The 14,214-nt window shown below is 41.2% G+C and carries 18 protein-coding genes; 2 read left to right on the plus strand and 16 right to left on the minus strand.

The window, feature by feature from the left end; all coding sequences use genetic code 11:
- Positions 1–80: 80 nt before the first annotated feature.
- The 6 genes from rpsI to G613_RS0116275 form a co-directional block, all read right to left on the minus strand.
- Positions 81–479, minus strand: a complete 399-nt coding sequence (gene rpsI / locus G613_RS0116250; RefSeq protein ID WP_026490004.1) for a 30S ribosomal protein S9 — start codon at positions 477–479, stop codon at positions 81–83.
- 26 nt (positions 480–505) lie between these two features.
- The gene (gene rplM / locus G613_RS0116255; protein ID WP_013280033.1) at positions 506–934 is read right to left on the minus strand and encodes a 50S ribosomal protein L13; all 429 of its coding nucleotides are present in this window, start codon (positions 932–934) and stop codon (positions 506–508) included.
- A gap of 283 nt (positions 935–1,217) precedes the next feature.
- Positions 1,218–2,006 carry a tRNA pseudouridine(38-40) synthase TruA gene (gene truA / locus G613_RS0116260; protein ID WP_081647931.1) on the minus strand — a complete coding sequence of 263 codons (789 nt, stop codon included), beginning with the start codon at positions 2,004–2,006 and terminating at the stop codon, positions 1,218–1,220.
- A gap of 70 nt (positions 2,007–2,076) precedes the next feature.
- Positions 2,077–2,880, minus strand: a complete 804-nt coding sequence (locus G613_RS0116265) for an energy-coupling factor transporter transmembrane component T family protein (protein ID WP_029233626.1) — start codon at positions 2,878–2,880, stop codon at positions 2,077–2,079.
- Positions 2,874–3,725 (minus strand): energy-coupling factor transporter ATPase, encoded by an 852-nt coding sequence (locus tag G613_RS0116270; RefSeq protein ID WP_029233627.1) that lies wholly within the window; start codon positions 3,723–3,725, stop codon positions 2,874–2,876. Before G613_RS0116270 ends, G613_RS0116265 begins: the two co-directional genes overlap by 7 nt.
- 13 nt (positions 3,726–3,738) lie before the next feature.
- On the minus strand, positions 3,739–4,587 hold the full coding sequence (locus G613_RS0116275; RefSeq protein WP_029233628.1) for an energy-coupling factor transporter ATPase: 849 nt from the start codon (positions 4,585–4,587) through the stop codon (positions 3,739–3,741).
- Between the two features lie 177 nt (positions 4,588–4,764).
- On the opposite strand from G613_RS0116275, the gene G613_RS19310 reads away from it, so the two are divergent.
- Complete coding sequence (locus G613_RS19310) at positions 4,765–5,718, plus strand: M15 family metallopeptidase (protein WP_029233629.1); 954 nt, start codon at positions 4,765–4,767, stop codon at positions 5,716–5,718.
- A gap of 176 nt (positions 5,719–5,894) precedes the next feature.
- Here G613_RS19310 and G613_RS0116285 read toward each other — a convergent pair whose 3' ends face one another.
- From G613_RS0116285 to G613_RS0116315, 7 genes are all read right to left on the minus strand, one after another.
- Positions 5,895–6,431 carry a bL17 family ribosomal protein gene (locus G613_RS0116285; RefSeq protein WP_029233630.1) on the minus strand — a complete coding sequence of 179 codons (537 nt, stop codon included), beginning with the start codon at positions 6,429–6,431 and terminating at the stop codon, positions 5,895–5,897.
- 198 nt (positions 6,432–6,629) lie between these two features.
- Positions 6,630–7,589 carry a DNA-directed RNA polymerase subunit alpha gene (locus G613_RS0116290; protein ID WP_029233631.1) on the minus strand — a complete coding sequence of 320 codons (960 nt, stop codon included), beginning with the start codon at positions 7,587–7,589 and terminating at the stop codon, positions 6,630–6,632.
- Positions 7,590–7,664: 75 nt separating this feature from the next.
- Positions 7,665–8,258: a 30S ribosomal protein S4 gene (gene rpsD / locus G613_RS0116295; RefSeq protein ID WP_029233632.1), complete on the minus strand. Its 594-nt coding sequence runs from the start codon at positions 8,256–8,258 to the stop codon at positions 7,665–7,667.
- Positions 8,259–8,568: 310 nt separating this feature from the next.
- A complete protein-coding gene (rpsK, locus tag G613_RS0116300; protein WP_026490013.1) occupies positions 8,569–8,976 on the minus strand; it encodes a 30S ribosomal protein S11 in 408 nt (135 codons plus the stop codon).
- A gap of 103 nt (positions 8,977–9,079) precedes the next feature.
- Entirely contained in the window at positions 9,080–9,448 is a 369-nt protein-coding gene (gene rpsM, locus G613_RS0116305; protein WP_029233633.1) for a 30S ribosomal protein S13, read from the minus strand.
- Positions 9,449–9,644: 196 nt separating this feature from the next.
- Positions 9,645–9,758, minus strand: a complete 114-nt coding sequence (rpmJ, locus tag G613_RS0116310) for a 50S ribosomal protein L36 (protein ID WP_013280022.1) — start codon at positions 9,756–9,758, stop codon at positions 9,645–9,647.
- A 131-nt stretch (positions 9,759–9,889) separates the two neighbouring features.
- Complete coding sequence (locus G613_RS0116315; protein WP_029233634.1) at positions 9,890–11,197, minus strand: transglutaminase domain-containing protein; 1,308 nt, start codon at positions 11,195–11,197, stop codon at positions 9,890–9,892.
- A 233-nt stretch (positions 11,198–11,430) separates the two neighbouring features.
- Here G613_RS0116315 and G613_RS0116320 point away from each other — a divergent pair, with 233 nt between their 5' ends.
- Complete coding sequence (locus G613_RS0116320; RefSeq protein WP_029233635.1) at positions 11,431–12,429, plus strand: aldo/keto reductase; 999 nt, start codon at positions 11,431–11,433, stop codon at positions 12,427–12,429.
- Between the two features lie 68 nt (positions 12,430–12,497).
- On the opposite strand, the gene infA is transcribed toward G613_RS0116320, so the two are convergent.
- Genes infA through G613_RS0116335 form a run of 3 tightly spaced genes read right to left on the minus strand, consistent with a single transcriptional unit; the run spans position 12,498 to position 14,153 of the window.
- Positions 12,498–12,716, minus strand: coding sequence for a translation initiation factor IF-1 (gene infA / locus G613_RS0116325; protein WP_013280019.1), 219 nt, complete (start codon positions 12,714–12,716; stop codon positions 12,498–12,500).
- A 15-nt stretch (positions 12,717–12,731) separates the two neighbouring features.
- A complete protein-coding gene (gene map / locus G613_RS0116330) occupies positions 12,732–13,490 on the minus strand; it encodes a type I methionyl aminopeptidase (RefSeq protein WP_029233636.1) in 759 nt (252 codons plus the stop codon).
- A gap of 18 nt (positions 13,491–13,508) precedes the next feature.
- Positions 13,509–14,153, minus strand: coding sequence for an adenylate kinase (locus G613_RS0116335; RefSeq protein ID WP_029233637.1), 645 nt, complete (start codon positions 14,151–14,153; stop codon positions 13,509–13,511).
- Positions 14,154–14,214: the final 61 nt, after the last annotated feature.

Raw genomic sequence — 14,214 nt, forward strand, 5'->3', positions numbered from 1 at the left:
TAAAAACACCCCAGGACAATTGTCCTGAGGTGTAATAAGTCGTATATAATTGTCCAAAGACGTAATACGTTGTGAAACGATTATCTCTTTGAGAACTGAGGTGCTCTACGAGCCTTCTTGAGACCGTATTTCTTTCTTTCCTTCATACGAGGATCTCTTGTAAGGTATCCAGCCTTCTTAAGTGTAGGTCTGTACTCATCTGAATCAGCCTGAAGAAGAGCTCTTGAAATACCATGTCTGATAGCACCAGCCTGACCTGTTGTGCCGCCGCCTCTTACTGTAACTACAACGTCAAACTTATCTGATGTCTCTGTAGCTACGAGTGGCTGTCTAACGATAACCTTGAGTGTCTCAAGTCCGAAATACTCGTCGATAGGTCTCTTGTTGATTGTTATATTTCCATTTCCGGATACAAGGTATACTCTTGCAATTGACTTCTTTCTTCTACCTGTTCCGTAGTAACTTGCTGACTTTGCCATTTTATGTTCTCCTTTCAACTACCCGATTAAAATGTTAATACTTCAGGCTTCTGAGCTGCATGTGGGTGCTCAGCTCCTGCGTATACATGGAGTTTTGTGTACATCTCTCTACCAAGAGATCCCTTAGGAAGCATTCCCTTAACGGCATGCTCGATAACTCTCTCAGGCTTGTCCTGGAGCATCTGACGAAGTGAGAACTCCTTGTGATGTCCAACGTAATCTGTGTGGTGCCAATACATCTTCTGATCAAGCTTCTTACCAGAAACCTTAATCTTCTCTGCATTGATAACGATTACATAATCTCCTGTGTCGATGTTAGGAGTGTAGATTGGCTTGTTCTTTCCTCTAAGTACGTTTGCAACGTTAGAAGCAAGACGTCCAAGTGTCATATCTGTAGCATCAACTACATACCACTTCTTCTCAACTGTAGTTGCACTAGGCATATAAGTTTTCATTGTGTTTCCTCCAGTAAATAATTGCTCATTAAATTTGATACATTGCAATGACCCTTCACCTGATCAATGCATTTATAACGATGTACATATTGAAGCTTACCGGGACAACAATATGACATTACCGCGTTATATCAGTCATGCCGACTGACAAATGTGCATACGGACATACCGTCACACAGTAAGATATTATATGACCTTGAAGTCCATATTGTCAAGGTCAAAATCACCATTTCAGCAAGAATTTTACCAAAATTTTAGTACTATTTATCGTTTGTTTCAGGAATTATACTTCCTCATCAGTAGCTTCCGGTTCAGGAATACCATCGAGGAATTTATATTCTATCAGGAAAAGACCTTCTGCAGGTGCTGTAGGTCCAGCTGCTGCCCTGTTCTTCTTCTCCAGTATGGTCTTCACTTCAGATGGGCCGCCTCTTCCGCGTCCAATCTGCATGAGTGTTCCAGCAATTATGCGGACCATATTGTATAAAAAGCCGTTACCAGTAACAGAAATAACTACTTCATCGCCATTTCTGGTAACAGAGATGTCCTTAATAGTTCTCACATGGCTGACAGCCTGGGATTCCACATTGCAAAAGCTTGTAAAATCATGCTCGCCCACAAGGTGATGTGCTGCAGCATTCATGAGGCCAATATCTAAAGGCATGCTGAAGTGGCAAGCATAAAATCTTCTGGTCGGATCCATGATTTGTGAATTGACAATCCTATATTCATAGGTCTTCTCTGTATTACAGTGCCTTGGATGGAAATCGAGGGCCACTTCTCTTGATTCCACAATTCGAATATCCTGTGGAAGCTCGTGGTTGAGGGCAAAAATAAATCTGTCGCCTGGGATTGTACTGGTAGTATCAAACACAGCAACATTGCCATAGGCATGAACTCCGGAATCAGTTCTGCTGGCGCCGATTACCTGCACCTGCTCTCCAGTGAGCCTTTCTATTGCACGATTAAGCTCTCCCTCAATAGTATTGGGGGTGCTAGTCTGCAATGCCCAGCCATTATAAGCCGTACCATCATATGAAACTGTCAGCATAATCCTGCGGATATCGCCCATAACCAATCCCTATCCAAATACCATAACAATGATCAAACATTATCCTGTACCAGCTTATAGATACCATTTATTAGAACAGTATCCTGCCCATAACTACAATCAGCACCAGATACAGTATTATTACAAGATACGCAAGTCTGTCTCTCTTTTCATAAATAAGAGGTTTCATCTTGGTCCTGCCATCTCCGCCCTTGTAGCATCTAGCTTCCATAGCCATTGCAAGGTCGTTGGCTCTTCTAAATGCCGATATGAAAAGGGGCACCAGAAGTGGAACAAGGCTCTTGGCTCTTTTAATAAGTGAGCCACTCTCAAAATCAGCTCCTCTGGCCATCTGCGCCTTCATAATCTTGTCAGTCTCTTCCATGAGAATCGGGATAAAACGAAGTGCAATTGACATCATCATGGAAATCTCATGAACAGGCACTTTGAACAGACGAAGTGGTCTAAGGAGTCTCTCAAGTCCGTCTGTCAGATGATTAGGGGTTGTAGTAAGCGTCATCAAAGATGATCCTGTAATGAGGAACACAAGTCTTATAGCCATCATAGCTGCCATCTTGAGGCCTTCCTGAGTGATAGTGAATTTCCATACGCTCACGATTGGTGTTCCTGGAGTGAGGAACAAGTTAAATACCATAGTTATCAGCAGCAGGAAAAAAATTGTCTTCATTCCCCTGAAGATAAATTTAGGTGGAACCTTGGATAAGTAGATAACCATGGCAAGGAAAAGAGCTGCTATCGTATATCCTATGAAATTGTTGGCAACAAACAGGGATACTATGAACGCAAATGTTGCAACCAGCTTGACTCTTGGGTCAAGGGAGTGTATCACAGATTCAGTTCTATAGTATTGACCTAAAGTAATATCTCTTAGCATTTTCCAAACGCCTTTAATATCTCATTTTTTGCATCTTCCAGTGTTGTAACATCAGTATCTACTGGGAAGCCGGCCTCATGCAGTTCCTGCATCACGTATGTAACCTGTGGCGCAGCAAGGCCTATCTCTTCTAACTCTTTGTAATGCTTGAATACTTCCTTGGGCTCATCGTCAAAAGCAACACGGCCCTTATTCATAACTATGATTCTCTGAACATAATTAGCCACGTCATCCATGCTATGGCTCACCAGAATAATAGTGATGCCCATTTCCTCATGAAGTCTTGAGATCAGATTCAGAATATCCTCGCGTCCCTTAGGATCAAGACCTGCTGTGGGTTCATCCAGAATAAGAACCTCTGGCTTCATAGCGAGAACACCAGCTATAGCCACTCTTCTCTTCTGACCACCAGACAGATCAAATGGTGACTGGTAAAAATAATCATCATCAAATCCTACCTGTTTAAGTGCTTCATAGGCACGAAGCTCAACTTCTTTCTGTGGAAGCCCCAGATTTTTGGGACCAAAGCATACATCTTTAAAGCAGTCTGTTTCAAAGAGCTGATGCTCAGGATACTGGAAAACAAGTCCTACTTTGGCTCGAAGGCTCTTTTTATCATAATCAGAGTCGTTTATATCCTTGCCATCATAGAAAACGCAGCCGCTTGTCGGCTTCTCAAGGCCGTTCATGTGCTGTATCAGCGTAGACTTGCCGGAACCAGTGTGTCCAATAAGGCCCACAAACTGACCATCCGGAATATTCAGGCAAACGTCGATCAGCGCTGCATGCGCCATGGCTGTATCTTCGTCATATATGTAATTAACGTGATCAAGTATTATTGACATATCTATCCCTACGTTATCTCTTAATCTTCTTGAGTTCTTCTACAAACTCTTCTCTTGTAAGAACGCCGTCCGGAAGCGGAAGCCCCGCTTTCTTGAGCTCATGTGCAAGAAGTGTAACCTGTGGAACGCCGAGCCTTAACTCTTTTAACCTGTCGACCTGTGAAAAGATCTCACGAGGTGTACCAGTCATCTCAACGTGTCCCTTGTCCATAACAAAGACTTTATCAGCATATATAACTTCTTCCATGTAATGAGTGATGAGGATAATAGTAATATTCTCAACCTGGTTAAGGGCTCTGGCTGCTCTTATAACCTCTTTACGTCCATTGGGATCAAGCATGGCTGTTGGCTCATCAAAGATGATGCATTTAGGATGCATTGCAATAACGCCAGCAATTGACACACGCTGTTTCTGACCGCCAGACAGGTGGTTAGGAGAAGCTTTCCTGAACTGCAGCATTCCTACAGTCTTAAGGCTCTCTTCAACTCTTTCCCAAATCTCCTGAGTTGGAACACCCATGTTCTCTGGGCCAAAGCCGACGTCTTCCTCTACAACCTGGCCAATGATCTGGTTGTCTGGATTCTGAAATACCATCCCGGCTTCCTGTCTGATATCCCAAAGGTGGCTGTCATCTTCAGTATTCATGCCGTCCACAAAAACTTCGCCCTCTGTAGGATACAAAAGAGCGTTAAAATGCTTGGCAAGCGTGGACTTACCTGAGCCGTTATGTCCCAGAATAGCAATGAATTCACCAGGCTTAACATCGAGGTTCACATTATCTACTGCCCTTGTGATGCCCTCTACATTGCCCTCTTCATCGCGTCTGATATATTCAAATACAAGTTTATCTGTACGAAGCATATTCTTATCCTTAAAAAGAGCTATCTTTTGCCTCTGCAGCTCTTATCTGGCATGTATTTATTACCCGATACTGCATAATTTTACTAGAGTTTACGGGCAAATACAAGCTATTAGTGGTATTATAGTTATGTTCAAATCACGTAAATTATATAAGACCAATTTGGGGGAAAAGAAAAATTGAATAACAAATATACCAAAGACTTAGTTCTGCTAGGTGCGCTTATTATCGGCTGTTCTATACTAGCCAGATACATGGCACGCGGGGAAACTCTGGCAGAGTATGATAAAGCCAAGGCAGAAAGTAGTATTGAGGCGACTGTGCTAGCATCTGATCAAGCGTCAGCAAATGTATCTAAGGAAGCGGCTTCATCATATGTAACCAGTACAATTGAGTCCGTTGCATCTGCATCATCAGAAGCATCCACTGACGATGTATCAGCATCCGAATCGGCATCAATATCTGCATCTTACGCAAGTACTATCAGCGATGCTTCCACAGATACCTCAAATAGCGAAATTATTGCCGTTTATGACAGGGTTAATTATATGGATGGATTTTATCACGAATCTCTTACACAAGACGTTATAGACAGAATTACAGGCATTTCATATGTGGAGAATGACAACATAAGTCTTGATGACTTAAGATACTGTAGTCTCTTGTACAATGATTTTGACGGAAACACACAGACAGGCGAGATGATATGTAATAAGAAGATTGCTCAGGACGTAATAGAAATCTTCGCAGAGCTATATTCAAGCGGATATCAGATTGAAAGTATCAAACTGATTGATGAGTTCGGTGGCGATGACACAGCCTCTATGCTGGCTAATAATACTTCCTGCTTTAATTACAGAGTTGTGGATGGCACAACCAGGTTATCCAATCACGCTTACGGCCTTGCTATCGATCTCAATCCATTCTACAACCCTTACATCACCTACAATAAAGATGGCACAACTAATGTATCACCTGAAGGAAGCTTACCTTATGCAGACAGATCTGCAAACTTTCCTTACAAGATAGACGAAAATGATCTGGCCTACAGGCTCTTCAAGGAACATGGCTTTAAATGGGGTGGTGACTGGAATTCAGTAAAGGATTATCAACACTTTGAGCGTCCAAATTGAGCCATGCGCTTGCATGAAAAATATATGCATTGGAAGCTTGCTTACATAAGCATATATGTTTCTATGCAAGGATACGGCGAATGCCGTACAACGAGGAATTTGCATCGCAAATTTCGAGTGGAGCGCATGTAATAAAAAAGGGATGAGGCATTGCCTCATCCCTTTATCTTTAGCTATTAAACGAGCTCAAGAACAACCATCATAGCTGCATCGCCTTTTCTCTGGCCGATCTTGATCATACGAGTGTAACCACCCTTACGATCTGCATACTTAGGACCGTACTCATCGAACAGCTTAGCTACAAGATCAACTTCCTTTGTGTTCTTCTTTCTTCCAGCCTTCTCAGTAGGAACTTCAACTACTGGATAAAGAGTCTTAAGGAGCTGACGTCTTGCGTGCATTCTTGAAGGCATATCCTTCTTGATTTCCTTCTTAACAGTTGTGTACTTTGTAACCTTCTTGCCATCAACTACTTCTTTAACTCTCTTACCGTCTTTGTCCTTCTCAGGAACCTTGCAATCAACTGTAAGTGTCTCGTAGTTGTCCTTCTCCTTAGCTGCAAGAGTGATCATAGGCTCTACGATCTTCTTGATTTCCTTAGCTCTTGCCTCTGTAGTAACGATCTTTCCGTTGTAAAGAAGTGCTGTTACCTGGTTACGAAGAAGTGCTCTTCTAGGTTTTGTAGCTTTTCCAAGCTTTCTGTACATTGCCATAATTTTTTACATCCTTTCTCATCTGCAGGATTCCTCCTGCTGTGGTACATCACACAATGCTCTTCGGACTTACTCATATGATGCTGTTAATAAACGCCATGAGAATCCGCTTCAGTACACATCGGCTTTACCTTCCGCGAATATCAAATTCCATGGGCAGAAGTCTCTGCCCATAGATTTGCCTCAATCAAATGATTATTACTGCTCGCCGTCCTGTCTAAGTGAGAGACCAAGCTCATCAAGCTTAGCAAGAACTTCCTCAAGTGACTTACGTCCGAGGTTACGAACCTTCATCATATCGTCAGAAGTCTTGTTTGCAAGCTCCTGAACGGTATTGATACCAGCTCTCTTAAGGCAGTTGAATGAACGAACTGAAAGCTCAAGTTCATCAATTGACATCTCGAGAACCTTGCCTTTCTCGTCATCTTCCTTCTCTACCATAACTTCTGCAGTCTTGGCATTCTCTGAAAGATCGATGAAGAGGCTAAGATGCTCACTAAGAACCTTAGCTGCAAGGCTTACAGCCTCGTCAGGAGCAAGTGTTCCGTCTGTGTGAACATCAAGTGTTAATTTATCAAAGTCAGTAACCTGACCTACACGAGTATTCTCTACTGTTACATTTACTCTCTCTACAGGTGTGTAGATAGAATCGATAGCGATTACTCCGATTGGAAGATCGCCAGCTTTATTCTTATCAGAGCTTACATAACCTCTTCCCTTTGTGATAGTGAGCTCCATGTAGAGCTTAGCATCCTTACCGGAAAGTGTAGCGATAACCTGATCTGGATTCATGATCTCTATATCCTGGTCAACCTGGATATCTGAAGCCTTTACAACACCCTCGCCATTGAACTCAATGTATGCAGTCTTAGGCTCGTTTGTATCTGAAGAATTCTTGATAGAAAGGTTCTTGATATTCATGATGATCTCAGTTACATCTTCCTTTACTCCAGGAATTGAACTGAACTCATGCAGTACGCCTTCGATTTTGACCTGACTTACTGCTGCTCCAGGTAAAGAAGAGAGCATAATCCTGCGAAGGGAATTGCCCAGTGTAATACCGTAACCTCTCTCAAGAGGCTCAACTACGAATTTACCATACTTCTTATCATCTGAGATTTCAGCAACTTCAATATTTGGTCTTTCAAAATCAAACACTGATATACCCTCCTTATGTGGTTAGTTAACAAGTATAATTATATATGATATTAAATTGCAACGCAATTTCATATATTACTTAGAATACAACTCGACGATAAGCATTTCGTCTACTGGTACATCAATTGCTTCTCTTGAAGGAAGTTCCTTAACTGTACCCTGAAGATTGTCCTTGTTAACATCAATCCACTCAGGAACGAGTCTGCCAGCTGTGATCTCTGTGATATCCTTGAATCTCTGGATATTCTTAGCAGCTTCCTTGATTTCGATTGTATCACCAGCCTTTACAAGGTATGAAGGTACGTTGATCTTCTTGCCGTTTACGAGAACGAACTTATGAAGAACAACCTGTCTAGCCTCTCTTCTTGTTCTAGCGAATCCCATTCTGAATACTACGTTGTCAAGTCTTGACTCAAGGATAGTCATAAGGTTTGAACCTGTCATACCCTTCATTCTGTCTGCTCTGTCATAGTAGTTTCTGAAAGGCTTCTCAAGTACGCCATAGATGAACTTAGCCTTCTGCTTCTCGCGGAGCTGAAGTCCATACTCGCTCATCTTCTTACCAGCTCTAGCTGATGTTCTCTTGGACTTCTTATCGTATCCAAGGAATGTTGGATCAAGATCAAGTGATCTGCATCTCTTTAAAACGGGAACTCTGTTTACTGCCATTTTAGGCTCCTTTCTTTTACTCAAAATGATTTTTCATTTTGATGTTGTTTACAATGTTTGCTGAATTATCAGCATTTGCACCTTCGTCCAACGAGTTAAAATTCACATAATATATATGCACATGTAACTACATTGATTGAATATACTACTTCGTGATACCCATGATTGCTTCACTACGTTCTCGCAATCATGCATACATTCGGAATCCGAGCTATTGCTCTACTTCCTCATGTATGTTCGGTCTCCAAGGTTATATTTTTCTCTGTGCAAGCACAGAAAAATATAACTTTGTATCCCTATATCACTCAGATTATACTCTACGACGCTTAGGTGGGCGGCATCCGTTATGTGGTACAGGTGTTACGTCTGTGATAGATGTAACTGTAAGACCGCTTGCAGCAAGAGCTCTGATTGCAGCTTCTCTTCCTGAACCTGGTCCCTTAACGAATACATCAACAGTCTTAAGGCCATGAATAAGAGCAGCCTTAGTTGCTGTCTCTGCAGCTACCTGTGCAGCATAAGGAGTAGATTTCCTTGAACCCTTAAATCCCAGACCGCCAGCACTTGCCCAGCTAAGAGCGTTACCTGCAGCATCTGTCAATGTAACGATTGTGTTATTGAAAGATGACTGGATATGTGCCTGTCCGTGTTCAACGTTTTTCTTGACACGCTTCTTTGCAGCTGCCTTCTTTGCAGCTGATGATTTCTGATTTGCCATTTTAAACTAACCTACTTTCTTCCTATAAAATCTTGTTAAAACGTTACTTTTTGAACCTGCCATGCACAAGCTCAATACGATCCAAAAGCTATATTAAAAAGAATTATTTCTTCTTGTTAGCGATTGTTCTCTTTGGTCCTTTTCTTGTTCTTGCATTTGTCTTTGTTCTCTGACCACGGCAAGGAAGTCCTCTTCTATGACGCATTCCTCTGAAGCATCCGATCTCTGTGAGTCTCTTGATGTTCATGGCAACTTCTCTTCTAAGGTCACCCTCTACTTCGTAGTCATTACCGATAATCTCGGCGATTTTCTTTACTTCTTCATCAGTAAGATCACGAACACGTGTGTCCGGATTTACTTTTGCAGCCTCAAGAATCTTGTTTGAGCTTGTTCTACCGATTCCGTAGATGTATGTCAAACCGATCTCTACTCGCTTATCTCTAGGTAAATCTACACCTGCAATACGAGCCATTTTAATTCCTCCATTAACAAATAAAAAATATAAATAATTACTATTGAGAAGCTTTACTCCTCTTGCTCCAACCCATTCCGTCAGAGCTGTTACTTGTTTGATTGGGGTCCACCTATTCGTGACCCAATCGGACAAAGTATAATCCGATCTTTCCAATACACATTGGTATCAAAAAGTAATCCGAAAACGGCTCGAATTATCCCTGTCTCTGTTTGTGCTTAGGGTTGTCACAGATAACTCTGATAACGCCCTTTCTCTTAATAACCTTGCACTTTTCGCACATAGGCTTAACAGAAGACCTAACTTTCATTGTTACTCCTTTCCTGCATGGTAAAAACAGCATAATGCTTAAAGAAGGGCATAATTATCCCCTCTTCTAAAAAGACCATTTAACATCATAGCACATGCAAAATCAATTATCAACTATTTTTTTACAAAATTTCATTCTTGATTTGTGGTTGGCGATTTAGCATATTTTTTTCCACTGCACAAAGGCAGATACTGGGAATTAAACATGCGAATATGCCTGTGGAAGTCCGCGTCGGACTGGTTGAAATAATTATAGTTAATAGGATCCTGATCATCCCATGTAACATCTACATTATAATAATCATCGCCAAGTTTGATCATGTTCCAAGCATGCATATCACCGGAAATAAGGCCACCGCCCCAGCCCACTACCAAATATGTAGGTACATCAAGCTGCTGCATAAGTATCTGAAATGCCTTTGAATAGCCGGCGCAGACAGTTTCATTTTCGACTATTGCACTATATGCGCTCTGATCCAAAGGTGTTTCTTTATAAGTAAGTTTATCCGCAAGTATATCGTGCACATATACTTCCTTATCATAATCGGTCTTTAATTCCTTCTCGGCAGCCTGTTCCAGGAATCTATCCACCATATAATCAAAAGTGTTCCTGGCTTCTTCAATATCCCCAAGCTCATCCTCATAGAAATAAAGCTGAACCTTTACAACGCTTCCTCTATAGTCATATTCTGTGTACATTTTAGTATTCAGCCAGAACAGCTCAGGGTGGTCCAAAATAACGCTCATAAGCGCATTGTACCACTCGTTTGAAGTTGCTTTTGTAACAGGCAAAAAGGCCGGTCTAAGCTCAAGTGAATTGGCATATATCTGCTTGTAAAGCTGTTTGCATTTATCTGTAAGCATCTGATAATAAGGATAGTAACTGGTGCTGAATGTATAATCAGCACCTGTATTTCCAAGGCTGAGCTCTTTTATTATCTGAAGGACATCATCAGAAGACTCCAGTTCCACAATCTCATTCTGTAGCTGAACCAGTCCTGACATATTGTCTGTTATGTTGTAATATGACGTGTCATCCGTCGGGTCCTCATAAAGGTCCTGATTAACAAGTGGCTCCTGTGCCTCGTTCACTATATCTTTATCTATTCCGGAAGTGCTCCAATCACCATCATACTCAGCAAATTCTTTTTCCTGTTTTTCTGACACGGTAAAAGAGCTGACTGCAGAAGCCGCATCAGCCATATCACCGACCACATCTGTAACAGATTTATTATCAGCAGTTTCTTTACTTGCCGCATTAGATGCATCAGCAGTCTCCTCCGGGGCTGCTTTGGACTGTATATAGGCGTTCAACATCTTAGAAACATCAGAAGCGCCCTTGGCAACATCCTGATCCATTTCACACAGCACAATTAAGCCACACGCAGCGACTACGATGGCTAAAATCAAAGCTAATAGTTTGCCCAATAGTTTTTTCATAGCGATTCCTTCCTTGTCAATCCGCACATGAATTCACTATCTATATCGGCAAGAAGGTTTATTATATTAATATTTAAGCATTTATATTGCTGCATTTTTTTATAAAAAACTTGCTTATTTCAACCTTTATTCATCTTTAATATTGCCTTCGTTAACCCAATGCATTAATCTATAAATATCAGTTTATATTTTATACAATGCAATTACTTATTATTCTAAATGGAGAAAAAACTATGTATTCAGCAAGTGAAAGCAGATACGAAAAAATGAAGTTTAATCGCTGCGGTAAAAGTGGACTCAAATTACCGGCCGTTTCTCTTGGCTTATGGCACAATTTCGGTGATAACGGCGATTTTGGCAATATGGAAAAGATGTGTTTTACTGCCTTTGATAATGGCATAACTCATTTTGATCTTGCTAATAACTACGGTCCCATGGAAGGTGCTGCCGAGATCAACTTTGGCAAAATACTTAGAGAAAGCATGCACCGCTATAGAGATGAGATGATAATCTCAACCAAGGCTGGTTACTACATGTGGCCGGGCCCTTATGGCGACTGGGGCAGCCGTAAATATCTGATAGCAAGTCTTGATCAGTCTCTTCAGAGGATGGGCCTTGATTATGTTGATATCTTTTACCATCACAGAATGGATCCTGAAACTCCTCTTGAGGAAACCATGGAAGCTCTTGAACAGATTGTAAGAAGCGGTAAAGCTTTGTATGTTGGTATCTCCAACTATGATGGCCCAACATTGGAAAAAGCAACAGCTATATTAGAAGATCGCCATGTCCCATTTATCATCAATCAGAACCGCTACAATATCCTTGACAGAACTATTGAGAAGAATGGATTAAAAGAGAAATCAAAAGAGCTGGGTAAGGGAATAATATGTTTCTCTCCTCTTGCACAGGGTCTTTTAACAGACAGATATCTTGATGGAATTCCGGAAGACAGCAGAATCCGCACAGATGGAAGATTCCTAAAGGAAAGCCAGCTTAGCAGTGAAAAGGTAAATAGTATCAGAGCCCTTAACGAAATCGCTAGAAGAAGAGGTCAGACTCTTGCAGAAATGGCTCTCGCTTGGAACCTCAAGGATGAGTATATCACATCAGTCATAATAGGTGCCTCCAAGCCATCGCAGATTCTCGACAATATCAAAGCTATTGAGAACACCTCATTCTCAGCAGATGAGTTGAAAGAAATAGATGATATAGCAATCAAGATTCAGTAAACAAAAACGCAAAAAGCCCCAAGTACTTGCATATTGCAAATACTTGGGGCTTTATTATTTGTCTTGAATTATTTATCTCTCCAAATAATTCTTCCCTTTGTAAGATCATATGGAGAAAGCTCAAGTGTAACCTTATCACCAGGTAAAATTCTGATAAAGTTCTGTCTGAGCTTACCACTAATATGTGCTAAAACAACGTGTCCATTCTCAAGTTCAACCTGGAACATTGTGTTTGGAAGCTTCTCAATTACTTTTCCTTCAATTTCAATTACATCAGCCTTTGACATTCTTATCCTCCTTGTTCAAGACCTTTCCAATGTTAGTATCTCTGGTTCGCCATCAGTTATGGCAATTGTGTTTTCATAATGTGCTGCCAGTGAACCGTCTACAGTTACCACAGTCCAATCATCATCAAGCCAACCTACATAGCGCTCGCCCATTGTAATCATAGGCTCAACGCATATTGTCATTCCCTTCCTAAGTTTAGGGCCGGGGGTTAGCTTCCTGTAATTTGGAACAATCGGATCTTCATGAAGTGAAGTTCCTATTCCATGGCCTGTAAGTTCTCTTACGATCCCATATCCATATGGTTTAATATAGGCATCTATTGCCCTGGATATATCATATAATCTGTTACCTGCCTTAGCCTTCTTGATGCCTTCAAAAAAGCTGGCCTTTGTAACATCTATAAGCTTTTGGGCTTCATCACTTATCTTACCAACACCCCAAGTCCTTGCAGCATCGGAATGATAGCCCTTATATATAAGTCCTGTATCAAAGGTAACAATGTCACCTTCCTGCAGGATTCTATCGGCACTTGGAATACCATGAACAACCTCGTCGTTCACAGATATACACACAGAAGCGGGAAATCCTTCATAATTCTTACAATTAGGAATTCCTCCCAGAGCACGGATAGTCTTTTCACCAATCTCATCTAGCTCAAGTGTTGAGATACCGGGACGAACTGCGGCATGTAGTTCTTCATGAACCTTGGCCAAAAGCTGTCCAGATTGTCTCATAAGATCAATTTCTTCGTCTGTTTTAATTGTTATAGCCATATATAAAACACCAAGATCTTATGCATTAAGAATATTAACGATATCGCTAAATACTTCCTGCATATCCTTTGTACCGTCAACTGTCTTCAAAATATTCTTCTTATCATAATACTCGATAAGAGGCTGTGTCTGCTCGTGGTATACTGAGAGTCTGTTCTGAACTGTTTCAGGCTTGTCATCCTCTCTAAGAACCAACTCACTTCCACATTTATCACATATTCCCTCTACCTTAGGTGGAATATGTTCAACATGATAGGTAGCACCACACTTAAGGCATGCTCTTCTACCTGACATTCTGCGAACAATGTTCTCATCAGGAACATCTACGTTCACTGCATAGTCAACCTTATCGCCAAGCTTTGTAAGCTCAGCATCAAGAACATCAGCCTGTGGAATAGTACGTGGGAATCCATCAAGAACATAACCATTCTTGCAATCTTCATTTGCAACTCTGTCAAGAAGAAGCTGAACTGTAAGTTCATCCGGAACAAGAAGTCCCTTGTCCATATACTCCTTAGCTTTCTTGCCAAGTTCTGTACCATTCTTGATATTAGCTCTGAAGATATCTCCTGTAGAGATATGCGGAATATTATACTTGTCCGCAATCATCTGAGCCTGTGTTCCCTTGCCTGCTCCAGGCGCACCCAACATAATAATTTTCATACTTTTATAGCCCTCACATATAGAATTAGTATTTTCACACAAATCACATTATAAAACATAT

The organism is Butyrivibrio sp. VCB2006 (assembly GCF_000420945.1).
Lineage (GTDB): Bacteria > Bacillota > Clostridia > Lachnospirales > Lachnospiraceae > Butyrivibrio.

Excerpts from the sequence above, each read along its gene's own strand:
- infA (WP_013280019.1), bottom strand. The coding sequence starts at position 12,716 with ATGTCAAAGGCTGATGTAATTGAAATTGAAGGAAAAGTAATTGAGAAG.
- G613_RS0116315 (WP_029233634.1), bottom strand. The coding sequence starts at position 11,197 with ATGAAAAAACTATTGGGCAAACTATTAGCTTTGATTTTAGCCATCGTA.
- G613_RS0116320 (WP_029233635.1), top strand. The coding sequence starts at position 11,431 with ATGTATTCAGCAAGTGAAAGCAGATACGAAAAAATGAAGTTTAATCGC.
- rpsK (WP_026490013.1), bottom strand. The coding sequence starts at position 8,976 with ATGGCAAATCAGAAATCATCAGCTGCAAAGAAGGCAGCTGCAAAGAAG.
- rpmJ (WP_013280022.1), bottom strand. The coding sequence starts at position 9,758 with ATGAAAGTTAGGTCTTCTGTTAAGCCTATGTGCGAAAAGTGCAAGGTT.
- G613_RS0116285 (WP_029233630.1), bottom strand. The coding sequence starts at position 6,431 with ATGGCAATGTACAGAAAGCTTGGAAAAGCTACAAAACCTAGAAGAGCA.
- G613_RS0116275 (WP_029233628.1), bottom strand. The coding sequence starts at position 4,587 with ATGCTTCGTACAGATAAACTTGTATTTGAATATATCAGACGCGATGAA.
- map (WP_029233636.1), bottom strand. The coding sequence starts at position 13,490 with ATGGCTATAACAATTAAAACAGACGAAGAAATTGATCTTATGAGACAA.
- rpsD (WP_029233632.1), bottom strand. The coding sequence starts at position 8,258 with ATGGCAGTAAACAGAGTTCCCGTTTTAAAGAGATGCAGATCACTTGAT.
- G613_RS0116270 (WP_029233627.1), bottom strand. The coding sequence starts at position 3,725 with ATGTCAATAATACTTGATCACGTTAATTACATATATGACGAAGATACA.
- G613_RS0116335 (WP_029233637.1), bottom strand. The coding sequence starts at position 14,153 with ATGAAAATTATTATGTTGGGTGCGCCTGGAGCAGGCAAGGGAACACAG.
- G613_RS0116265 (WP_029233626.1), bottom strand. The coding sequence starts at position 2,880 with ATGCTAAGAGATATTACTTTAGGTCAATACTATAGAACTGAATCTGTG.
- truA (WP_081647931.1), bottom strand. The coding sequence starts at position 2,006 with ATGGGCGATATCCGCAGGATTATGCTGACAGTTTCATATGATGGTACG.
- rpsM (WP_029233633.1), bottom strand. The coding sequence starts at position 9,448 with ATGGCTCGTATTGCAGGTGTAGATTTACCTAGAGATAAGCGAGTAGAG.
- rplM (WP_013280033.1), bottom strand. The coding sequence starts at position 934 with ATGAAAACTTATATGCCTAGTGCAACTACAGTTGAGAAGAAGTGGTAT.
- rpsI (WP_026490004.1), bottom strand. The coding sequence starts at position 479 with ATGGCAAAGTCAGCAAGTTACTACGGAACAGGTAGAAGAAAGAAGTCA.